Here is a 25086-nt window from a genome sequence, read left to right as displayed (position 1 = left end):
GGCTTAAAAAAAAGGATATAATAACATATTCAGCACAAACACCATCTACTGCTGTAAAAATAGTAGACAAGGTGTGTTAAAAATTTTTACACTTCGGTTTTTTGAAATTATCATAACTATTTCATTATTAGTTACTTAAATGAGTGGCATGATAATCGATTCTTAAAGAATTCATCATATCAATCAAAAACTGAGCAGTCATGCTAAAAAACAATCTAAAAATTGCCTGGAGGAGCATTAAAAAGGATAAACTCTTCACTAGTATCAAAATTGGCGGTTTTGCTATGGGCATCGCTGCTTGTTTATTAATAGCTTTATTTATTCGCGATGAGCTAAGTTATGACCAACATTACGCTAAGAAAAATCAAATATATAGGGTAGTCATGCAAGGCATGTTGAATGGGGAAGTTATGAAAAGCACTCATTTTCAGTTGCCTTTTGCGGAAGCCTTACAGTCCAATTTTCCGGAAATCTTAAAAGCAGGTAAAGTAAATACTACGGAACTCTTTGGTGCCGGTAAACGCGGTATAAGGTTGAAAGGAAAATCACAGAATACTTTTGAAGAAGGTTTTATTTACGCCGATCAAAGTGCCTTTGATATTTTGGAGGTTGAACTGGAGCAGGGTAATACCAAAGAAGCGTTGATCAACCCAAGAAGTATCGTTATTTCCAAATCTAAGGCCGAAAAGTACTTTGAGAACGGCGATGCCCTAGGACAGACCATTATTTTGGATAACGATGCAGGCAAGCCGTTTACAGTTACGGGAGTGATGGCGGAGTCATCTCATAATACTCATTTGGATTATGAATTTATTTTACCAGTTGTCGATACTAACGATAGTTGGACGAGTACAAATTATTTTACCTACGTGTTGGTTGATTCAAATTCAGATATTCCTGCATTGGAGAAGAAGATGTTCTCTATAATAGAAGATTATTTTATTCCGGCTCAAAAGGAAAGAGGCCGAGCACCGGATTTTATCGAAGTTCTGAAGACCTTAGAATATAAATTACAGCCCATAACCGACATACACTTATATTCCGATGTTAAAATGGCCGATAATCTAAAGCATGGAGATATCCGTTTTGTTTGGTTGTTCGCTGCCATTGCCGGTTTTGTGCTGCTCTTGGCCATTATAAATTTCATCAATCTATCTACCGCAAAATCTGCCAACAGGGCAAAGGAAGTTGGACTTCGGAAAACCGTTGGTGCCTTTAAATACAATCTTGTTTCCCAGTTTCTGACAGAATCCGTGATTTTTAGTGGGATTTCTTTTGTGCTTGGCGTGCTTATCGCTTGGCTATTACTTCCGACTTTTAACACTATTGCCGCCAAGACCATAACGATGCCTTGGATGGCATGGGGGTTCATACCTATATTGCTTATAGCTTCACTTTTGGTCGGATACTTAGCAGGCTTATACCCCGCTTTTTATTTATCGGCCTTTAGACCGGTAGATGTGCTAAAAGGAAGCCTTAGTATTGGGAGCAAAAGCGGAAGACTGCGCAGCGGTCTAGTGGTTTTTCAATTTACGACTTCCGTTGTTTTGATTATTGCTACCTTGATTATTTATAAGCAAATGGACTATATCCTGCAAAAGGAATTGGGATATGACAAAGAGCAGGTGGTAATTTTGGAAGGAACAGGCGTTTTGGGTACCAATACCAGTTCTTTTAAAGAACAGCTTTTGCAACTACCACAACTAAAAAATGCAACTGTTACCAATTATTTACCTGTAGATGGTGGCAAAAGAAATGGGAATACATTTAGATTGGCCAACACAGGGAACGAGACTAAGGGTGTTTCCGCCCAAATTTGGCAGGTAGACTATGATTATTTAAAAACATTAGGCATACTATTAAAAGAGGGTAGGGACTTTTCTAAGGAATTCGCTTCGGATTCTACAAACTCTATTATCATTAACTCAAAAATGGTTTCAGAAATGGGATTGACAGATCCCTTGGGCAAGCAGATAAATAATAATCACAGGGACTGGACGATCATTGGTGTTGTAGATGATTTTCATTTTAAGTCGTTAAAAGAGGATATATCGGCATTATCATTAGTTATCGGGAAGGACATTGGGTCGATTTCCATAAAACTAGATAAAGGGAACATCAACGAAGCTTTAGCTTCCATAGCGGCTGTTTGGAATAAAAATGTACCTAACCAGGCCGTAAATTATAGTTTTTTGGATCAGGAGTTTACCCAAATGCATGCAGATGTACAACGAATGGGCAGTATCTTCAACAGCTTTGCACTATTTGCCATTTTGGTAGCTTGTTTGGGCTTATTTGCTCTTTCCGCATTTATGGTGGAACAACGTAAAAAGGAGATAAGTATTCGCATGGTCTTAGGTGCTCCCTTTAAAAGTATTTATCGGTTATTGACATTGGATTTTATGAAACTCATTTTAATTTCCATTGTTATGGCCATCCCATTGGGTTGGTATATGATGAACCGTTGGTTAGAGGATTTTGTGTATCGGGTGAGTATTGGGTGGGATATTTTTTTGATTGCAGGCAGCATTGCCATGGTCATTGCTATTTCTACCATCAGTTATCAATCCATAACAGCCGCATTGATAAAACCTTTAAAAAGTTTGCGAACGGAATGAAAATCCCCTGAGTCTCAAAGGGCAAAACGCTTGCGAGACAAAACGATTACAGTACTAATACTAAATGCAAAACAAGGGTTTGTTCAGGTATATCAAGAAATATAAAAAAATCAAGCATCGGTCAATCAAAACTAAATCATCATGTTAAAAAACAATCTAAAAATCGCTTGGAGAAGCCTTAAAAAGCAATCCTTTTTTACGTTTCTCAACATATTTGGTCTATCCATAGGTATCACCGGTGCGTTGCTGATTGCACTGTATATAGTTGATGAAGTGGGTCATGATACCATGTTCCAAGATTCCGAAAGAATTTTCCGTATAGATACCGACATTAAGTTTGGAGGCGCGGAAATGAGAGCGGCCGAAGCTGCTGCACCAATGGCAGCCGCTATGCAGAATGACTTTCCTCAAGTAGAACAAACGGTTAGATTACGTACCAGAGGCACTGCGCTCGTAAGGCCGGTAGGTGAGGAAGCTAACGCTAAAGAAATTAGTGTTGCCTTTGCCGACGCCAGCTTTTTCAAATTTTTTGGAATTGAAGTATTAAGCGGTGATGCCGATAATGCACTTACGGAACCCAATACCCTGGTGCTAACCAAAGCTGCCGCTGTAAAACATTTTGGTCGGGAAGACGTCTTGGGAAAACGATTGTTACTCAATAATACCGATACGTACACTATCACTGGTGTCATAGATTACCTGCCAAAAAAATCCGTACTTAAAGGCTATTCAGTTTTTATGGCCATGGAAGGACACCCCGCTTCCAAAGAAAATAATTGGGGAGGAAACAATTTTGTTACGTTTATAAAGTTGGTGCCAGGTGCCGATATAAATGAGTTCCAAGAACCTTTACAAGGTATGCTCGATGACTATATGCTACCATGGGCACAGCAATATTTTCCCGGAATGACCGGTGAGTCTTTTGCTGCATCGGGGAATTACATCCGCTATCATACCATGCCTTTGACCGACATTCATCTATATTCTCGTAGAGATCAAGAAATGAGTGCTAACGGTAGTATTCAAAACGTATATATTTTATCTTTTATTGGTCTCTTCTTAATGGTGCTTGCCAGTGTTAATTTTATGAACCTGTCCACCGCCTATTCTTTAAAAAGGGCAAAGGAGATAGGGGTTCGGAAAACCTTGGGTTCCAATAAGCGAGAGTTGGTGTGGCAATTCCTTACCGAATCGGTCTTGATTTCTGTCTTGTCCCTCATAGTCGGTGTTTCTCTAAGTGCCCTGTTGCTTCCGTATTTTAATGAACTTGCAGGAAAGGAAATAACCCTGCCTTATGGTAATCTCTTATTTTGGATGGTTCTTCTAGGTGCGACCGTACTATTAGGTTTGTTTTCCGGTAGCTATCCTGCTTTTTTCATGTCGCGCTTTATGCCGGTAAAAACCCTTAAAGGTGGAGGGCAAAATAGTGTTGGGGGAGGTGCCGTTAGAAATGCTTTGGTTGTTTTTCAATTTGGTATCTCCGTGTTTTTGATCGTAGGAACCTTAGTGGTTTTTCAACAGTTAAACTATATACAAGGTAAGGATCTTGGCTTTACAAAAGATCAAACGGTTATTTTGGATGATACCTTTTCCCTAGGAAATCAAATTACGGCATTTAAGGAGGAGATTAAGGATTTGAGTCAGGTAGAGAACGCTACGATCAGCGGATTTTTGCCCACGCCATCATGGCGGTCCAATAGTTCGTATTTTAAGGAAGGGGCCATGGACCAGGAAAATGCAATTCATATACAAACTTGGAGCGTTGATCATGATTACATTTCTACTTTGGATATGGCTCTTATAGCGGGGCGTGATTTTGATAAAACAATGGTAAGCGATTCTGTTTCGGTTATTATAAACGAAGCCACCTTACCTATTATTGGGGTAAGTGCAACCGAAGCGTTAGGAATGCGCATTTCGGAAGATATAGAACTAACAGAGCCTCAATTTTTCACGGTAATTGGCGTGGTCAAGAATTTTCATTATGAATCTTTAAAGGAGAACATTCAACCATTAGGACTCTTTCTGGACCGTTCTACGGGGAATATTGCAGTAAAATTAAAAGCAGGAAATTTTTCGGAAGCACTGGCGAATATTGAAAGTGTTTGGAATAGAATGGCACCGGGCCAACCTTTTAATTATAGATTTATGGACGAATCCTTCAACGCTACCTACGATACAGAACAGCGGTTAGGTAAAATATTTACGGTATTCACGTTCTTATCGATTTTAATAGCTTGTTTGGGACTGTTTGGATTGGCCGCTTTCAATGCCCAAAAGCGTACAAAGGAAATCGGAATCAGAAAAGTCTTGGGGGCTAGTGTAGGTCAAATCAGTTATCGACTGACCACCGATTTTTTAAAAATGGTGGGTATTGCGATTTTGATCGCTTTGCCCTTGGGCTGGTTTGTAATGAACAAATGGTTGGAAGATTTCTCCTATCGAATAGAGATTGCTTGGTGGGTCTTTGCCCTAGCGGCATTATTGGCGGTTGGTGTCGCCATTTTAACGGTAAGCTACCAGAGTATAAAAGCGGCTATCGTGAATCCTGTGAGGAGTTTGCGGACGGAGTGAAAAAATAGTGGTAATCATTACCAACAAAAATGGAGTTAAATTTTTAACCATGAAAAATATAGTCTTACAGACATGCCTAATTTTATCTTCTATTTGGGGAATACAGGCACAGATAACGCTACCAAGAGATGGGAATAAAAAAGCCATGGTTTCCGAAAATATTGGTATTACAGCGGTAACTATAGACTATTCCAGACCCGCGGTCAATGGACGGGAAGGAAAAATTTGGGGACAGTTGGTACCTTTTGGTTTTAATGATTTGGAATACGGAACGAGCAAGGCAGCACCTTGGCGTGCAGGTGCCAACGAGAATACCACAATTGAATTTTCTGCCGATGTTTTTATTGAAGGAAAACCCTTGGCTAAAGGTAAATACGGGTTTTTTATAGCAATGGCCCCGGACAAAGCAACCTTGATATTCTCTAAATTCAATACTGCTTGGGGCAGTTTTTATTACAAAGAAGGAGACGATGCGCTTAGAGTGGATGTTCCTACCCAAAAGTTAAGTAAGCTGGTAGAACGGCTTACTTACTCTTTTAGAGATCAAACCGATAATAGTGCTGTGGTGGCGATGGATTGGGAATTCTTAAGGGTTCCGTTTACGGTCTCGGTAGATATCCACAAAACCCAAATGGAGGCTTTCAGAAGAGAGGTCAACTCAGGCATCTTTTATCGCTATTGGCAAAACCTACATACCGCGGCCAATTATTGTTTGGTAAATAACATCAATTTGGAGGAAGGTTTGGAATGGGCTGATCGCTCCATCAATACTTATTTTGGAGAAGAAAACTTTAAAACGCTGTCTACCTATGCCGGACTCTTAGCAAAATTGGGCCGACAGGATGAAGCGGATGTCGCCATGGAAAAGGCATTTCCACTAGGGTCTTCGGAAGATTTGGTGTACTATGGCATCGATTTAAACCTAAAGGGCGAACATGAAAAGGCGTTTTCAATTTTTAAATCGAACGTAAAGAAAAATCCGGACGATGTATACGCCCACTTAGGGATGGTAAGTGGACATTTTTACAAGGGTGACAAGAAGAAAGCACTTCAATTTTGTGAATCTGCCAAAAGCAAGACAAAGAATAAGGATTTCGTGGGGTACATCGATAATTTAATTCGAGATATCAACTCAGGTAAGGAGATTTTTAAGTGAGTTGTTAATGAATACACGAACACAAAACTCTTAAAGGATTATCGGACTGAAATTAAAAAAACAGAAAATTTATGCTTAGAACTGAAACGTTTTCATAAATAGTGAGTCTTTAGTTACGAGCAACATCAATCATCAATCAAAAAAATCAATCATGTTCAAAAATTATCTAAAAATTGCTTGGCGTAACCTATTGAATAATAAGGGCTATTCGCTCATCAATATTGGTGGACTTGCATTGGGTATGGCCGTTACCCTTATCATTGGCTTATGGGTTCAAGATGAACTTTCCTATAACAGTTACTTTCCCCAAAAGGATAAAATTGCCCAGATTTTTCAGTCACAAACTTTTAATGGAAATACAGGAACCGGCCCCGCTATCCCAAGACCATTGGAAAAGGGTTTAAGGGATGGTTATGGCGACAATTTCAAATACCTTATAATGGCCTCTTGGACCAATGACAGTTATTTGAAGTATGGAGAGAAAAGTTTATCCAGACCCGGGAACTATATGCAACGGGAAGCACCTGAACTTTTTAACCTCAAAATAATAAAAGGAGAAAAAGACGGACTTCGAGAAATCAATTCCATCATGTTGTCCGAATCTACCGCTACCGCCCTGTTTGGTAATGAAGACCCTATAGGAAAAGTTGTGAAGGTGAGCAATGAATTTGACTTGTCCGTCAGTGCGGTTTATAGCGACATCCCTTTCAATAACGCGTTTAGCGACACTGAATTTATTATCCCATGGGAAAAATATTTGGCCACGCGGGAATGGGTTAGAAATGCGGAGGATAGCTGGGGTAACAATTCCTTTCAGATGTTCGTGCAAGTAACGGATAATACGAGTATCGCTAAAGTAACCGCCACTATTAAAGATGTAAAGAAGAATTTATCGGAGGATGCAGCGGAGTTTAATCCCCAATTGTTTTTGTTTCCCATGGAAGATTGGCATTTACGAAGCAACTTTGAGAATGGAAAACAAGTGGGCGGTCGTATAAAATATGTTTGGCTGTTCGGGATCATTGGTGCTTTTGTACTGTTATTGGCCTGTATAAATTTCATGAACCTGAGTACCGCTCGTTCCGAGAAAAGGTCCAAGGAAGTGGGTATCCGAAAATCTATTGGCTCCAGTAAAGGACAATTAATAAATCAGTTTTTAAGCGAGTCGTTCTTGGTGGTGGTGTTGGCATACATCATAGCACTGCTCCTAGTGTTAGTATGCCTTAACGGGTTCAACGAGCTTGCCCGAAAAGAGATTGCTTTCCCATGGCAAAGCGGTTCGTTTTGGATGATTTCCGTAGCGTTCATCATTTTTACGGCGCTATTGGCAGGTAGTTACCCTGCACTATATCTATCTTCTTTTAAACCTGTAGACGTACTAAAAGGAACATTTAAAGCAGGGCGATATGCAGGACTACCAAGAAAAATACTTGTGGTCGTACAGTTCACGGTATCCGTCGCTTTTATTATAGGTACCGTTATTGTTATGCAACAGATAAATTATGCCAAGAACCGTCCGGTCGGATATGATAAGGAAGGATTGATACAAATACCGACCTTTAGTCAAGATTTTGTAGGTAAGACCGATCTAATGCGGAGCGAATTTATAGGGTCGGGAGCCGTAGTTGAAATGTCTACTTCTAGTAGTCCTACCACACAAATATGGTCCAACAGAAGTGGATTTGTCTGGGAAGGTAAACCAGAAGGGTTTCAGGAAGATTTGGCATGGACCGAAGTTTCCCCAGAGTATGCAAGGTCACTAGGTTTGAAAATTATAGAGGGGCGTGATTTTTCTCGGGATTTCGCGACGGATTCCCTTGGGGTCCTGATCAACGAAACGGCTAAAAAATACTTAGGGATGGAAAACCCCGTAGGACAATTATTGAAGGATGATAGCGATGAAGACCCCAACCCGCCATTAAAGATAATTGGAGTGGTAGAGGACATGATCGCACAGTCTCCCTACGAACCGGTAAAGCAAGCTATGTACGTGTATGACCGTAACGATAATGGTAGTTATTACAATTTACGATTGAATCCAAAGCAGAGTGCCAGTCAGAACTTGGCCATTGTAGAAAGGGTATTTAAGGAGCATTTTGCAGCTATCCCTTTTGAATATCAATTTGTAGATGACCAGTATGGAGAAAAATTTGCTTCGGAAGAACGCATTGGAACCCTGTCCGGAATCTTTACTGCTTTAGCGATTTTAATTAGTTGCTTGGGGCTTTTTGGATTGACTTCCTTTGTGGCAGAACAACGGACCAAGGAAATAGGAGTCCGAAAGGTATTGGGCGCAACCGTATTTAATGTCTGGAACATGCTCTCCAAGGATTTTATAAAATTGGTGGTCATCTCTTGTTTCATAGCGGTGCCTATAGCGTACTATGTCATGAACGGATGGTTACAGGAATATCCGTATCGCGTGATTTTAAAATGGTGGATTTTTGTGCTAGCAATGCTAGGTGCCATGGGTGTAACGGTAGTAACGGTAAGTTTTCAAGCCATAAAAGCAGCGAAACAGAATCCGGTCAAAAGTTTGAGGACTGAGTAAAAAGCCCCCTAACCCCCAAAGGGGGAACACTAACTAGTATGCTGAACGATACGTGTTTTAAAAGCACCTCCATTTTTCACTAACCTCCTTTGAACGAAGTATGAGCGGTAGGAAGGCACTAGTGTCAGCTTTGCTAAGGGAGGGATTATGTAATCGGGTTTCAATAAATAAAACTAAACTGATTTAAAATTTTACACTTAATCTCCCCGTCCGCCAAGGCGGACACCCCTCTTTGAAAAAGAGGGGAGCTTTTAAAAAAAGTAGGAATAATAATGAAGAAAATACAATTACACAATAGAAAGGAACTCTTGAACTCCCGAAGGCAGTTAAGAAAAAACCTAACGCCTGCTGAAGCTTTTTTATGGAATAGGCTTAAGGCGAAACAACTTGATGGAAAGAAATTCGCCAAGCAGCACAGTATAGGTAATTATATTGTAGATTTTTATTTAGCATCCGATAAACTGATTATAGAACTGGATGGGGAAGTTCATCAAAATGAAAGGCAATGGAGTATGACGAAAAGAGAACCGCTTACCTAAACCGAGAGGGTTTTACTGTAATACGTTTTGAGAATAAAATGATCTTTGATAATCTACCATCAGTTCTAATGGAAATCAGAGAGAATTTTAAGGATAATAAAACAAAAGAGTAGAAAAAAGCTCCTCCCTTTTTGAAAGGGAGGTGGATTCGCTTTAGCGAAGACGGAGGGATTAAGTGATTACTAATAATACAGAACTAACTTATCGAATGGAATTATTTCTTTTTTAACGCTAATCTCTCCCTTTCTCCGCCAAAGGCGGATCCCCCCCCCCCCCACCTCTTTTTCAAAGAGGGGAGCTTTAAAAAGGGGACTTTTAAATTAAGTAAAAGTAAATTACGCCATATTTGACTATGTACTGCGTATCAAAATAAAAATGAAAGGTTGGGATTTAAAAATTCAAATAAGCGATAAAAAACCTTAAATTCAAAACAGCAAAAAAAGACCTATGCTTTTAAAATATGCGCTCAGAAACATAAAAAAACGACCTTTTTTAAATAGCATAAAACTGGTGGGCCTGTCATTGGGCTTATGTGGTGTCCTCTTCATTTCATTATTGCTAAAAAACGAATTAAGCTATGATAACGCACACGCAAAGGCGGACCGGATTTATAGGTTAACAACCACACACCCAGAGGCATTTGAAGGGAATCAATTTGCGCGTATCTCGGATGCTAAAATGATTCCTGAAATCACGGAGCAAATTCCCGAATTGGAAACTTCGGTGCGTTTAATGCCATTACGGGACAAGCTTATTTTAAAAGAGGAACAGCATTTTGCTATAAGCCAAGCCTTTGCGGTAGATGATACTTTTTTGGAGATTTTTGATGTCACTTTTATTGAAGGCAACGATAATAGGGCCTTGGCCGAACCGGGTTCTGCGGTAATTTCAAAATCTCTTTCCAATCGGATTTTTGGTGATGAAAATCCAATGGGGCAACTCATATCCTTGCCTCCCGGTCATTACAATACCATAGAGACAAATTTTACGGTTTTCGGTGTTATGGAAGATTTTCCTCAGGAAAGCCATATCCATCCAGATTTGTTGATCATGCCCGGGTCAGATGTGATTGCCGGTTGGGCTTATGTGTACCTACTTTTAAAGGAAAAGACAACTGCTGTAAACTTAAACGATAAAATTTCTCAAAAATTAAATGAATATTACGGTATAGAAGAAGGTGACGAAGCAAAAATGCAGGCCCATACCATGAACCTGAAGGACATTCATTTGAAATCGAACTTACTACGTGAGATCGAACCTAACGGTAGTATGACCAATATATATTTGCTAGGTGTAGCTGGGTTAATCCTACTCTTTATTTCCCTGAGTAATTTTACGAGTTTAAACTTGGGAATGGCAGGGTATCTCGGAAAATTTTTGGCCTTGAACCAGATATTGGGATCTTCTAAACGGATTATGCTGCGTTATTTCCTTTTGGAAAGTACTCTTATAGTTTTTAGTTCCTTGGTTGTTGTACTGTTATGTTCGCATCAATTAAATAAATTCATTTTTAATCGGTATCGGTTTAATCTAATGGACGGGAACGAATGGTTTGTACTAATTATTCTTTTGATCTTTTCCCTACTAAGTTTGCTGGCCGGTGTGCAGCCTGTGGTTAAAAACCGATTTCAAAACTTCACCCTAGAAAAAAGAATTAAGGGAGAAAGCACGGCGAAAACGCATAAGGTGCTATTGGTCTCTCAATTTACCTTGGCTATTGTGTTACTCGTAGGTGTTTTTGTTATTTCAAGACAAACGGATTATGCGCTTGGCAATGCTATGGGGGCCGATGAAGATAATGTAATAGTGATACCTTATGTTCACGCAGCGGTACAGAAAGATTTTGAAGTATTTAAATCCGAACTTCTTAGTAAAAGTGCTATCGGTTCCGTATCGGCTATGATGGCGCCTCCTGGTGGCGAAACAAATGATATGTTCGCTTTTACAATGAAGGATGTCCCAAACAAGGACACAAAGTATATTGGTGTTTTTTCCTGTGATTATTCGTTTGCAAATGTGTTTGGGCTACCTTTTTTAGGAGGTAGAAACTTTACCGAAAACAATACAGATCAGGAAGGTAATGGGGAGTATCTTATAAATGAAACGGCATTACGGTATTTAGGTTTTCAAGATGCCAATGCGGTGATCGGTAAGGATTTTGCCCTGATCTCGCCGGTGGAAGGTGTTCGGATTCCTAGTGGAAAAATTATTGGTGTGGTGGAAGATTTCCATCTTTCCGGAGTACAGACAAAGGTGGAGCCCTTGGCACTTTTTAAACGGGAAAACAGTTGGTTGGAAAATATTGCTATTTCCTATAGACCATCCTTTCGAAAAGAAGCCATGGTAAATATTCAGGATACTTGGAAAACGTTGTTCCCCAGTTATCCCTTTCAGTATTTTGAAGTAAGCAGCCTCTACAAAAACGTTTACAAAACGGAACTCTTACAGAAAAAATTAATTCTGATTTTTGCCTTGATCGCGGTTTTTGTTTGTGCTATGGGCGTATTGGGACTTTCATTAATGATTGCGCAAAAACGGTTCAAAGAAATTGGAATCCGAAAAGTAAATGGAGCTTCTATTTCTGAAATTCTTGTACTGCTCAATACGGATTTTTTGAAATGGGTGATTCTGGCCTTTGTTTTTGCTACACCAATTGCTTATGTAACTGCTAATAAATGGCTGGAAGGTTTCGCTTATAAAATAGACCTTGGTTTATGGATATTTCCATTAGCGGGTGGTATAATTCTACTCATAACCATGCTAACGGTGAGTTGGCATAGTATTAAGGCCGCAAAACAAAACCCTATTGAAAGTTTACGTACGGAGTAAAGAATCCCATTACCGGTTAGGGGTACTCTAAAAGTATATATAGCCTAAGATGCGTATTCATTGCGCTAAATAAAAACAGTGATTTACACTTTTATACTTATACCAATTTAAGTTTTGAATGTCGTATTTAAAATTTGAATTATTTTTTTCTCAGTTTAGGAATGAAATCTAAGCATAGCAATAGCTATAGTTCTATTTTATGACGACAAATGAGTAAAAAAGAAACTTGTTTTATGCGACATCTGGAAGTTAAATTGGTATTATATCTAAATAGCTATGGATTTTGAGTTTATATAAGCTTTTGTTTCTTCTTTAACATAAGCGCGGCAGATGTATAACCACCTTCGGTTCCATCTACAAAGTGAATGTGTTTGTCCTTACGATCTTGCACATAACAACTCATTACCGATGCGTACGTAACGTGAATTCCATAATTCAGTTTCCCTTCCTGCTCTACCGCATCCAAGTATTCCACTAAAGCTTCAATTTCAGGCGTACCGCCTTCTAGAACAGTGTTTATAGTACCATCTATCATAAGCGTATCCGATAGAAGGCTTATTTTATCCAGATACCGCTTTCCTTCTTCAAAATATTTGAAATAAAAACCTCCGAGATACGTATAAAACCAATTCTTTAGGAGATAACCGAGTTTAAATTTCCCAATACGGGCACTCATTTCCTTTCGTAGTTTAGCAATAGAAGCGTCCAATTTTAGTTTTGTTCTAGATATGGGCCGTCTTTCTACCATGGTGCCAAATATTTCCTGAATCTTCATCAGCACACCTGAATATACGGCAGGTTGCATAGAATCATCATCACAGGATACCAGCAGGCATACTATTTTATTAACATCTTCACTAGGCTTTATTTCATCCCATCGGCACTCCATACCCATCAGGTTAACAGGGGTTGCAAGTGTTTTATGTGTGGTTTCTAGCACAAAGGAATCCTTTATCACTTGTTCTGCATACTTAAGACCTGTGCCCAGTACTACGGGTATGGTAAGATATTCGGTCACCCGATGTTTCGCAACCGCTATGGTGTGTCCTGTGTTAACAATATCGATCACCTGCATACGTCCCACACGTAAATTCAAAAATAGATTTTCACTTACGTGTGTGCGATAGTCTTCAATTATGGTACTTACGTGCACAATTAATGTTGGAGGCACTAAAAATGTTGCGCCGTCACCACCAAAGAAGTAGGCAATTTTATATGTTTTTGGCTGTTTTTTGATTTCATTTAGTACGGCAATGATACTTCCTGTGGCTGCAAGATTTACTTCATTATGTAATCCGTTTTCAACGGCTATTGTGCTGTTCTGTACATCTGCCATTACAACATACCAGTCGTTTGGAACGCTATTGAACAGATCTAATCTGGAAATGGTTTTATGCAATGGTCCGGAATGTTTCGGTAACCGCTCGTAAAAATTATTTGTACCTTCCATAAGCCGCTTAATCTGGCAGTTCAAAACAAGTTGGAGCTTTATATGAACCCATATTCTCTTTTCGCAAATGTACAGTAAACTATGTTCACCAGATTTAGCTCAAAAACAGAAATTAAAAAAATGGAGTCTGATTTGAGATAGTTTAAACGTTGTATTTAAATGGTTTTGGATTGATGTTGAGGCTTAAGATTTAGGGTTTACAAATCATTTAATCCTATTTGATAGTAGGCGTAGTTTAAATCTAATTTTTGTTTTTTCAGAACTAACAGGTATAGTTCGTATTTGTATTGTAAAATTCTTTTACAAAAACTGTCCATAAATTTTACAATGAGATATCAAATTGAACCAGTATAACTATTTAAATATCACGTTTTCAATGCTTTGTAATTATGGCATGAAGATCGATTTCTAAATAACGGGCAATAGGACCCACCTAAGTTGCCCCGATATTTATTTCGCCTAAACGAATAGCTTTCGTAGGGCATTGTAACTATGGATACCGCATGGAAGTTCAATCTAGGTAATTGTAAAAGAACATAGTGATGCTACTGAACCATTTAAGATTATCGTTTCGAAACCTTTGGAAGAACAGAATGCTTTCTTTTCTTAATCTTTTGGGTCTGAGCATTGGTATAGGAAGTGTTTTAACGTTGATGTTCTCCACGTACGCCTATTATGTGGCCGATGACAACATTGTAGACCAAGAACAAATTTATTATGTAAAAACCCATCTTGCCGATGGGAACGACTATAATGAGGTCGTTTATCCTTTACTGGATAAAACACTAAGTTCCTCGCCCGAGGTAATGGCAGGTACCCACTTACACGGATGGGGCAATATTTGGCTGGAAGTAGGGGATGCCGAATTTCAAAAAGAACCTAACTATGCCGATCCAGAGTTTTTTGAGGTTTTTGGATTACCATTAAAACACGGAAATCAAAGTACCGCACTAAAGGAAAAGTATTCTATCGTTTTGACGGACAAGGTAAGCCAACAATTATTTGGTGATGCGAACCCGGTTGGAAAATCCCTGATAGCTGCAGATACACTAAACCTGACCATAACGGGTGTTTTAGAACCTATAAGTCCCTATTCTTCTTTTAGAATGGGTGTTTTGTTGCCAAATACTTTGTTAAAGGACAATCCTATTTTCAAACAACAAACCAATTGGGGCAATAGTTTTTCACCTATATTTTTAAAGTTACGCCCAGATTCCGATGTTGGGCAATTAGAAAGCAGGATTAATCAATTGGTTCAGGACAACTATTCGGACCCCGCCGTTATTTCGCGAATGGAACTAATGCCCCACTCAAAAATGAGGACGGATGCGATACCTGTGGTCGGTATCATTATTGGCGGCAACATAGCAACATCTTTTTTTGTGTTACTTTTAGTACTGGTAAACCTACTGAATTTGAATACGTCTACCATGTTCAGGAGAACCAAGGATATTGCGGTACGGAAAATACTGGGCGGAAGCAAAAAAGGGGTCATTACCCAATTTTGTTTGGAAAATGGTGTTTTAGTTTTATTGTCCATCGTAATATCTGGCGGACTCTTCCTCGGTGTGCTATTGCCCCAGTTGAACGGTGTTTTTGGTGCCGATTTTGGCACGATCGATTTTAGCTTTACAAATGATTATCCAGTGGTCTTGGGTGCCATTGCTCTAGGAATAGCCGTAACCCTTGTGGTGGGTGTATTACCTGCTTTACGATTTGTATCCCTGCCGGTTTCCCAAGGTATAAAGGGAAAGATCGATAGTGCAAAAGGAAATTTCTTCCTTAAAAACGCCTTCATTATTCTTCAGTTTTCCATCGCCATACTTTTTATCTGTGTCGCCATTATTTTGAACAGTCAGATCGGGTTTATGAAAGATGCCGATTTGGGTTTTGATCGTGAACACGTAATCGTGGGGAACATCGACCTGGATTATAAAAATTTGGATGCCGCCAGCTCTCGCTTTAATGCGCTATTGAACGATTTAAAAGCCAATCCCTATGTAACCAATGTAAGCACGAGCCAGGCCATTCCATCTGATTATTATTTTAATTACACCAGTTTTTACGATGCCAATACGGATACCGATGTGCGCATTCGTCGTTCTTATACCGATGATAGCTACCTTAAAACCCTTAAAATACCGATAGTGGAAGGTAGGGATTTTGACAGTGCCTTGGATAATGGGGAGGAACGCTCCGTGATTATCAATAGAAGTGCCATGGAGGCCTTTGGATGGAACTCTATTGATGGAAAACGCCTTAAATGGAAGAACAACGATTCTAAGGGCCACCGTATTGTTGGGGTCATGGAAGATTTTCATTACCAAGACCTACAGAATGTAGTAGAACCTTTGGTGCATTACTACAATAAAAAAGACGATTTGGCTGCACACCGCTACCTATCCGTCCGTGTGGTCGAAGGTCAGGAGAAAGCGGTACAGGATATGATGACGGCGACATTTGCCAAAATTGATTCTAGAAAGAACTTTGCCCATGGCTACTTGACCGATAAAGTAAGCGGCCAGTACCGCCTCATTGAGGGCATGCTGAAAACGGTAAATATCGTTGCCTTATTGACCATCTTTATTTCCTGTTTGGGCATGTTCGGGCTTATTTCCTTTATGGCAAAAAGAAGGATAAAGGAAATAGGAGTCCGAAAGGTCTTGGGTGCGGGAGTCCTAAAAATAGCAGTACTCTTATCTAAAGATTACATCATCTTGGTAGGTATCGGGGCGTTGATCGCCTTCCCCATTGCCTGGTATGTAATGAATGCGTGGCTGGGCAGTTTTGCGTACAGCATCGATATTAAATGGTGGATGTTCGCCCTGGCGGCTCTCATCGCCTTTGTCATTACCTCGGCAACCTTAAGTATACAAGCGGTGAAATCTGCGATGGTAAACCCGGTAAAGAGTTTGAGGACGGAGTAGTTGATTCATCAATTAAAAAATAGTAATCATGTTCAAAAATTACATCAAAACAGCTGTCAGAAGTATTTGGAAGAATAAGGTTTTTTCTACTATAAATATTGTGGGCTTATCCATAGGTTTAAGTGCTGCTTTTGTCATCGGGGCCATTATTTATTATGATATGACCTTTGATAAATTTCATAACGAAAGTAGTCGGATTTTTAGGGTCACTACACAGTTTAACAATCCAGAGGGTGATTTTTACAATTCTGGGGTAACCGTGCGATTGGGTGAAGCATTGACAGATTTAAACATGTCCGAGTTGGAAACGGTAGCACCTTTTTTAACCGCTTATCCCTTAAAGGTTGAGAACCAAAAATTGGGTTTGCTTTTTAAACGTCCTGATTTTGTGATATATGCTAATGACGACTATTTTAAAACCTTCAATTATCAATGGCTCGCAGGTTCTCAAAAAAATGCCCTTAATGAACCTAATACGGTAGTTCTTTCAGAAGCTAAGGTTGCAACCTATTTTCCCGATCAAAAGTTTGATGAGGTTTTAGGGGAAACTTTGATGTATAATGACACTATTTCTGCAGTAGTCACTGGGGTTGTAGCCAATTTTAAACGGCGTTCAGATTTGGTTTTCGAAGAGTTCATTTCTTTGAAAACGGCAGATTTACAAGATATGACCAGTGCTGTTACAGATGCGCATTGGCACAATACCAATTCTGCTTCACAACTGTTCATAAAACTTGCGGCGAAAAGCGATACCGGTCAAATTCAAAAAGTACTTGATGCCCTTTCCAAAGAGCATGAAGAAAAGGAAATGGTTGCTATTGGCCGTTCCAATTCTTTTTATATGCAGCCAATGGCGGACTTGCATTTTGATCCAAATTACTACACGTTTGACTTTAACGAATCGCGCGCTAGTTTATCCGTTTTGCGAAATTTAGCGCTTGTTGCTTTGTTTTTGTTGTTATTGGGGTGCATCAATTTTATAAACCTAAATACGGCACAGGCTTCCCAGCGAGCAAAGGAAATAGGCATACGTAAGACCTTAGGTTCTTCTAAAAAACAATTGATTTTTCAATTTTTGGGTGAGACCTTCTTGCTCACAGTGGGTGCGGGTATTTTATCGATAGGTCTTTCACATTGGTTGCTTCAAATTTTCAGTGAGTTCATTCCAGCGGGTGTTACACTAGAACTGTATGCCGATCCACTTCCTATTATTGGAATTGCATTGTTACTTCTAGTAGTTACTTTGTTTTCTGGGTTTTATCCTGCTCTAATCCTTTCAGGCTACAAACCGATATCCGTTTTAAAAATTGAGGGAATAAAAAGTGATCAAAGAGCTGGACTACGAAAATATCTCACTGTTTTTCAGTTTACCATTGCCCAAGTATTTATTATTGCCACCCTATTGGTTGGAAAACAATTGAATTATGTAATGAAAAAAGACATGGGTTTCCAAACAGAGGCGCTTGCATTTTTCAGAACGCCTTGGAGTCAACCTTCCATGGAAAAAAAGGTGCGCATTATCAAAGAAATAGAACAATTGCCATTAATTTCGGAAGTAACATTGGGTGGGCAACCTCCAGCGTCTTTTAGCACACATTCTATAGGTGTGTTGTTTCAAGATGGAGCTAAAGAAGTGAATACCGATTTGCAATTAATTTATGGGGATAAGGATTATTTTTCAATGTATAATCTTCAGCTTTTAGCAGGAAGACTGCCTCTTAACGATACCATAAGGGAGTTTGTGGTCAATGAAACCTATCTGAAGCAATTGGGAATTACAAATCCCGAAGCGCTTATTGGCCAAAGTATAAAAGCAGATAAGGAGAAGCACCCTATCGTCGGGGTAATGAAAGATTTTAATCAGCGTTCTCTCAAAACAGGTATTGAACCCATGGCATTTACGGGGGACGCGTTCAGAAGTCAACGCTCCCAGTTTAATACTGTACACTTTAAACTCCCTGCCGAGCATAGTGCCCAATGGCCCGAAACCATTGCCCAAATTGAAACTATCTGGAAAAACATCTATCCTTCTTCCGATTTTGAATACCGGTTCATGGAAGATACGATAGAACGATTCTATACCCAAGAACGTAAAGTATCCACCTTGTTACAATGGGCTACCGGTCTTGCCATACTCATCAGCTGTTTGGGGCTTTTAGGACTAGTAATCTATACCACCCAAAGAAGAGTTAAAGAACTTGGTATTAGAAAGGTTCTAGGTGCATCCTTGGCACAATTGAACCTGCTACTTTGTAAAGAATTTTTAGTGGTGGTCGGTATAGCTTTTGTAATTGCAGCACCCATTGCATGGTGGGGAATGCACAAATGGCTTCAAGATTTCTCTTATAAAACAAGTATGAGTTGGTGGGTGTTTATTATAAGCGGATTGGTTATGCTCCTAATTGCTTTGACAATTATCAGCTTAAGAACAATCGTAGTGGATAGGGTTAACCCCATAAAGAGTCTACGTACGGAATAACATCTTGTAAACATATTATACAAAGACTGTCCATTTTTTTGACACTTTTTTGATTTTAATTTTCATAATATACTAGTAATCAAAACAATGAAATGTGGCACAATAATAGGTTTTAGTAGAGGGTAGGCTAAAGAAAATAAAAAAACATGTTCAAACTATTCCTAAAAATCGCAACACGGTATTTATTAAAGAATAAACTCTATTCTTTCATCAATATATTTGGTCTGGCGATTGGTATTGCTTCGTTTGTGCTGATTATGCTCTATGTGAATTACGAGCGGAGCTATGATAAATTTGAAGGTTCGGAGTATGTGTACAGGGCCTATATGGATTATTTGGAGGGCGATACGTTTGTAGCAGGAGATGCACAAACCTATAATTTGACGGGACCCTCCCTACAGAAGGAATTCCCGGAAGTGTTGGACTATGTTCGCTTGTTCTACTTTGAAAAGATGACTTTTCAATTGGGTGATAGAATACTAGAGCAACCCTTAGGCTCTTTGGCAGATCCAAGCTACTTCAATATTTTTAAGTATCCGTTACTGAAAGGGGAAAAGAAGGATGTCCTATCCCAACCTTATTCCATTGTCCTTTCAGAATCTTTTGCTCAAAAACTTTTCGGCTCGGAAGATCCGATGCAAAAAACAATTTCTGCCTTTAGAGATGGTGAAAAAGCTACTCTTACGGTTACTGGCGTAATGGCCGATATGCCAAAAACGGCCCACTACAGAAATTCGTTCTTAATTTCTTATGAGACAGAAAAAACATGGACAGAATGGGGGCCTCGGGCGCATGAACTCAACTGGAACGCGAATAATTACTATACGTTTCTAAAACTAGACCCAAATGCCAATGCAGCTCTTTTACGCCAAAAAATAATCGATAGCGACATAGAGGAAGATACGGAGGAACAACACAATATTGAACCTATTGAAGATATTCATTTGTACTCGGACAAACCTTATGAGGTTTCTGCAAATGGTAGTGTAACCAGAATTAAGTTCCTAACTGCCATTGCATTTATTATTCTTATTCTCTCGTGGCTAAACTATGTCAATCTTTCTGCGACCAAATCTATGGAGCGTGCAAAAGAAGCGGGGATACGCAAGGTTTCAGGGGCACAAAAATCACAATTGGTCATTCAATCGCTTATCGAGTCCATTCTGCTAAATATAATTGCTATTACAATTTCATTGATTTTAGTGGCAATACTATTGCCTTTGTATAATAATATTACTGGCAAAGAACTAAGTTTAGGCCTATCAAATTTTAGTACCTTTTTACCTTATTTGCTTTTTATATTATTGGGAATGATCGTGGCTGGTTTGTATCCTGCGATTCTACTCAGTAGTTATTCTCCTGCAAAAGCCTTGAAAGGGAAAATACAGACTTCCTCACAGGGCTTGGCCATTCGGAAAGGGCTGCTGGTGACGCAGTTTTTAGCAACAATTGTTTTATTGATTGGCACCATTGTGGTCACCAAGCAAATCAATTTTTTGGAAAGTCAGCCTATAGGCACCAATTTGAATCAGGTGATTGCATTGAAAGGCGAAGTGGTAACCGCGAAGGCGGATTCTTTGTTGATCAATGATTTTAAAGTATTGGAATCGGAACTTGAAAAACTCCCTTTTGTTGAAAGTGTTGCCATTGCTCAAAGTTATCCTGGCGATAGTTTTGATAACCTATCCTCTACTAGGGGATTAACGTTGCCTAATGGCAAACAAGAGAATGACAAAATATTCTATACATACCACGTTCAACCCGATTATTTTGATTTGGTGGATATTGAATTTTTGGCCGGTAGCACCTTTCTGCCTTCATCAGATCGGGAAGGTAGTCAAGTGGTCGTAAATGAAACTTTTCTAAAAAACATGGGATTTTCATCTCCAGAAGATATTATAAATAAAAATCTAGAGTTTTGGGGAAATAACGAATGGAAGGTTATGGGTGTAATTAAGGATTATTACCATTTTGGATTAAAAAGTCCGCTTTTACCTATGATTATTCGGTACCAGAAGGATGTAAACAACCTATTAGTAAAGTTAGATCCGGCAGCTGCTTCGGTATCAGGTTTTGAATCTTCTATTGCACAAATAAAATCGGATTGGATTCGGATTTTTCCACAAAGCACCTTTAACTACACTTTTTTAGACCAAAAGTTCGAGGCGCAGTATAAAGAGGATAAAGCTTTTGGATCTGCCTTTCAGATTTTTACGGTTTTAGCTATTCTTATTGCTTCAATGGGGCTTTTCGGTCTTACATCTTACACGGTAGTGCAACGAAAAAAAGAAATCGGTATTCGCAAAGTCAACGGGGCAAGCATACCACAAGTACTTACACTCTTAAACAAAGATTTTGTGAAATGGGTGGCCTTGGCATTTGTTTTTGCCGTTCCTATTTCATGGTATGCCATGAATAAATGGCTAGAAGGTTTTGCCTATAAAACAACTATTAGCTGGTGGGTTTTTGTGCTAGCAGGGGTGTCGGCACTTTTAATTGCGCTGTTAACGGTAAGCTGGCAGAGTTTTCAAGCGGCGGTTGCGAATCCTGTGGATTCCTTGCGGGATGAATAAAGCCCAAGCCCCCTAGCCCCCAAAGGGGGAATGCTATGCTAGGTGTTGAAAGGATAATAAAAAAGACGGAGGGATAACGGCGCAAGCCCTTCCAAAATAAGTAGTTGGGTCGGCGGAATTATATGAGAAATAACATCAATTTGAAACAAGAATAAAAGAGGGGTCCAATGCATAATCCCCGCCAGAACAACTTGTCGGGCTGGCCTCTGTCAGCGAGCTGACACCTCCCTTTTGTAAAGGGAGCAGCTAAAGAAAGAACAATCGAAAAATAGCAGTCATGAAAAAACAAATAGTAGTACTCTTATGCCTCGCCGTCTTTACGGCAGTAAACGCCCAACGCGGTAAAAAAATAAAAGGGAATGGCAATGTGGTCACGATCGAAAGACAAACGGGTGACTATGACGGTATTGCCATAGGTGGTTTTTACGAGGTAGAACTGATTGATGGGGCAGAGGGCAAGATCACCATGACCGGCGAGGATAATATTCTGGAATATATTGAGACCGAGGTCAACGGCGGCACCTTGACCATAAAATCTAGAAATAATACACAATTGAGGCCTTCCTTAGGTAAAAAGGTGTTTATAAGCGTTCCTGTTGAAGAAATAGATGCCGTTCGACTGTCCGGTTCTGGCACATTAAGGTCTTCGGCGGCTCTGAAATCCGACGATTTTAAAGTGCATACATCGGGATCTAGAAATGCGGAACTGAGCGTTGAAGCAAATGCTGTTACGGTTATTTCCTCCGGATCAAGTAATATTGCCCTGACCGGCACCGCTGAAAGCTTGGACATTACAGCTTCCGGCTCCTCAAACCTAAACGCTTTTGAACTTATAGCCAATAGGGTCGATATTAGGTCTTCCGGTTCGTCCAATATGCGTATAACAGCCAATAAAAGCATGGAATCAAGGTCTTCCGGATCCAGTAATATTATGTACCGTGGTAATCCGAACAAAATACATAACAAATCTTCTGGTTCCAGTAAGATAACGAAAGAATGAACTCTGTATGTGTAAAAGATGGATTCCGAATAAATAGAATATACAGAGCACAACTAATATAAAATCTAATGTTAACTCCTTTCTTTTAAAAGGAAACGATAAAAAAAACAACAATGCTACTACAATTAAACAATATTTTTAAATGGGTCAACTCGGGGGGCCAACGTATTTTTTTATTAAAGGACATCAACCTGCAGGTGGAAGAAGGGGAATTTATTTCGGTCATGGGACCTTCGGGTTCCGGGAAATCCACCTTATTGAACGTCATTGGTATGCTGGATACTTTTGATGAGGGCGAATATCATTTTTTAGATGAATCCGTTCATGCCTTAAAGGAAAAACATCGGGCCAGCTTGTACAAGGAGTATATTGGGTTTGTATTTCAATCCTATCATTTATTGGACGAGTTAACAGTGCAAGAGAATTTGGAAATGCCCTTGTTGTACAAAAAATATAAAGGTTCCGAACGTAAGGCTATGGTGGCCGATATGTTGGATAGATTCAACATCGTAGGAAAAAAAGATCTCTTCCCGGCGCAGTTAAGTGGTGGGCAACAACAACTTGTTGGGGTTGCTAGGGCCTTAATCGCAAATCCAAAATTGATATTGGCCGATGAGCCGACAGGAAATTTGAATTCCCAACAGAGCGAGGAAATTATGGAACTCTTTAAAAAACTTAACCAAGAAGATGGTGTCACCATTATCCAAGTAACACACTCCGAAAAAAATGCGGCTTACGGCTCTCGTATCATCAACTTGTTGGACGGGAGGAAGGTGTAATATTTAAATATGATGATTTGTCCTAATTCTTATAAAATTAGGACAAATCATCAATACATGAACATTGTCGGTACGCATGCATTCAAATAACCAAACCCTATAAACCTATCTTGTTTTTCAATACCATACCTTCTTAATCTCAGCCGTATAAGCTATCTTTGTTGTTTAGAATCAGTATATATAATGAAGTTAGATAAAAAGGATATTTTAAAGGCGTTGGAACTAATCACCGTTCCAGGGGAAGGCCAAAATATGGTAGAAAGTGGCGCCGTAAAGAACATACAGATTTTTGGCGATGAGATAGAGTTAGATATTACGATTGCGAACCCTAGTCTGCAAGCCCGGAAAAAAACCGAGGTCGAGATTTTAAAGATCATCCATAGAGAGGTTTACGAAAAGGCTAAGATCAAAATCAATATAAAGGTCGATGCCCCGGCGGCCAAACCCAAGACGAACGAAATAAAAGGGAAGCCCATTCCAGGAATACAGAATATTATTGCGGTAGCATCCGGTAAAGGGGGTGTGGGCAAATCTACGGTAACGGCAAACTTGGCGGTTAGTTTAGCGAAAATGGGCTTTAAAGTAGGTCTTTTGGATGCGGATATTTACGGGCCCTCTATGCCTATTATGTTCGATGTGGCACAAGAAAAACCTTTGGCGGTAAACGTAAACGGTAAATCTAGGATGAAACCTGTAGAAAGCTACGGTGTAAAATTACTTTCAATTGGATTTTTCACACAAAGGGACCAAGCGGTAATTTGGAGGGGTCCTATGGCTTCGAAAGCATTGAATCAAATGATATTTGATGCGCATTGGGGAGAAATAGATTTTATGCTGTTGGATCTGCCTCCCGGAACCGGGGATATACATCTGAGCATTATGCAGGCTATGCCGGTGACCGGTGCCGTAGTGGTCAGTACACCGCAAGAGGTTGCCTTGGCCGACGCTAGAAAAGGGGTGGCGATGTTCCAACAAGATTCTATAAATGTTCCCGTATTGGGCATTGTTGAGAACATGGCCTATTTTACACCTGAGGAACTTCCGGAAAATAAGTATTATATTTTTGGTAAAGAAGGTGCTAAAAACCTATCGGAGGACTTAAAAGTACCATTCTTAGGAGAGATTCCCTTGGTGCAGAGCATACGTGAAGCGGGGGATGTAGGCCGGCCGGCAGCACTGCAAGAAGGTACCCCGGTTCAGTTGGCTTTTGAAAACATTACGAAGAACGTGGTTCAGGAAACTGTGAACAGAAATACGAATATCCCACCTACAGAGGCAATTAAAATAACAACTATGGCGGGCTGTTCCGCCGTTAAAAAGAAGTAATTATGGTTACAATGACTTCAGATGAGCTTAAGAACAACGTGGAGAAGGCCCTTGCGGAAATACGTCCTTTTTTACAAAGTGATGGTGGTGATATCACCCTCATATCCATAGATAACGAAAATTCCGTAAAGGTGCGTTTGGAAGGCAACTGTATTGGTTGTACCGTAAACCAGATGACCCTTAAAAGCGGTGTAGAAATGACCATTAAAAAATATGCGCCTCAAATAGAAGAGGTTGTTAATGTTGCCTAATACAAACCTGACAAATATCATACAATGCTAGGTG

General features: G+C 39.6%; 15 protein-coding genes. 14 read left to right on the top strand and 1 reads right to left on the bottom strand.

The features are described 5' to 3' along the window. Positions 1–200: 200 nt before the first annotated feature. From ACFQZJ_RS15695 to ACFQZJ_RS15665, 7 genes are all read left to right on the top strand, one after another. On the top strand, positions 201–2618 hold the full coding sequence (locus tag ACFQZJ_RS15695) for an ABC transporter permease (protein ID WP_379935822.1): 2418 nt from the start codon (positions 201–203) through the stop codon (positions 2616–2618). 141 nt (positions 2619–2759) lie between these two features. Next, on the top strand, positions 2760–5192 hold the full coding sequence (locus tag ACFQZJ_RS15690; protein WP_379935821.1) for an FtsX-like permease family protein: 2433 nt from the start codon (positions 2760–2762) through the stop codon (positions 5190–5192). Positions 5193–5241: 49 nt separating this feature from the next. Continuing rightward, entirely contained in the window at positions 5242–6348 is a 1107-nt protein-coding gene (locus tag ACFQZJ_RS15685) for a DUF2911 domain-containing protein (protein ID WP_379935820.1), read from the top strand. A 151-nt stretch (positions 6349–6499) separates the two neighbouring features. Beyond that, a complete protein-coding gene (locus ACFQZJ_RS15680; protein ID WP_379935819.1) occupies positions 6500–8899 on the top strand; it encodes an ABC transporter permease in 2400 nt (799 codons plus the stop codon). Between the two features lie 272 nt (positions 8900–9171). Further along, positions 9172–9438 (top strand): endonuclease domain-containing protein, encoded by a 267-nt coding sequence (locus ACFQZJ_RS15675; protein ID WP_379935818.1) that lies wholly within the window; start codon positions 9172–9174, stop codon positions 9436–9438. After that, a complete protein-coding gene (locus tag ACFQZJ_RS15670; protein ID WP_379935817.1) occupies positions 9405–9551 on the top strand; it encodes a DUF559 domain-containing protein in 147 nt (48 codons plus the stop codon). Before ACFQZJ_RS15675 ends, ACFQZJ_RS15670 begins: the two co-directional genes overlap by 34 nt. A gap of 334 nt (positions 9552–9885) precedes the next feature. Beyond that, on the top strand, positions 9886–12267 hold the full coding sequence (locus tag ACFQZJ_RS15665; RefSeq protein ID WP_379935816.1) for an ABC transporter permease: 2382 nt from the start codon (positions 9886–9888) through the stop codon (positions 12265–12267). Between the two features lie 289 nt (positions 12268–12556). On the opposite strand, the gene ACFQZJ_RS15660 is transcribed toward ACFQZJ_RS15665, so the two are convergent. Next, positions 12557–13717 carry a DUF3095 family protein gene (locus ACFQZJ_RS15660; protein WP_379935815.1) on the bottom strand — a complete coding sequence of 387 codons (1161 nt, stop codon included), beginning with the start codon at positions 13715–13717 and terminating at the stop codon, positions 12557–12559. Between the two features lie 542 nt (positions 13718–14259). Between ACFQZJ_RS15660 and ACFQZJ_RS15655 the strand changes: the two genes are divergently transcribed. From ACFQZJ_RS15655 to ACFQZJ_RS15625, 7 genes are all read left to right on the top strand, one after another. Beyond that, entirely contained in the window at positions 14260–16644 is a 2385-nt protein-coding gene (locus ACFQZJ_RS15655) for an ABC transporter permease (protein WP_379935814.1), read from the top strand. Positions 16645–16672: 28 nt separating this feature from the next. Then, complete coding sequence (locus ACFQZJ_RS15650) at positions 16673–19123, top strand: ABC transporter permease (RefSeq protein WP_379935813.1); 2451 nt, start codon at positions 16673–16675, stop codon at positions 19121–19123. 146 nt (positions 19124–19269) lie between these two features. Further along, positions 19270–21696 (top strand): ABC transporter permease, encoded by a 2427-nt coding sequence (locus ACFQZJ_RS15645; protein WP_379935812.1) that lies wholly within the window; start codon positions 19270–19272, stop codon positions 21694–21696. Positions 21697–21973: 277 nt separating this feature from the next. Beyond that, on the top strand, positions 21974–22696 hold the full coding sequence (locus tag ACFQZJ_RS15640) for a head GIN domain-containing protein (RefSeq protein ID WP_379935811.1): 723 nt from the start codon (positions 21974–21976) through the stop codon (positions 22694–22696). 113 nt (positions 22697–22809) lie between these two features. Then, entirely contained in the window at positions 22810–23475 is a 666-nt protein-coding gene (locus ACFQZJ_RS15635) for an ABC transporter ATP-binding protein (RefSeq protein WP_379935810.1), read from the top strand. 183 nt (positions 23476–23658) lie between these two features. Next, a complete protein-coding gene (locus tag ACFQZJ_RS15630; protein WP_379935809.1) occupies positions 23659–24801 on the top strand; it encodes an Mrp/NBP35 family ATP-binding protein in 1143 nt (380 codons plus the stop codon). An 11-nt stretch (positions 24802–24812) separates the two neighbouring features. Further along, a complete protein-coding gene (locus ACFQZJ_RS15625; protein WP_379936124.1) occupies positions 24813–25052 on the top strand; it encodes a NifU family protein in 240 nt (79 codons plus the stop codon). The last annotated feature ends 34 nt before the right edge of the window (positions 25053–25086 follow it).

This window comes from Maribacter chungangensis (assembly GCF_042676845.1).
In the GTDB taxonomy this organism is placed as follows: Bacteria; Bacteroidota; Bacteroidia; order Flavobacteriales; family Flavobacteriaceae; genus Maribacter; species Maribacter chungangensis.
This window is presented reverse-complemented; position numbering and strand designations above follow the sequence as displayed.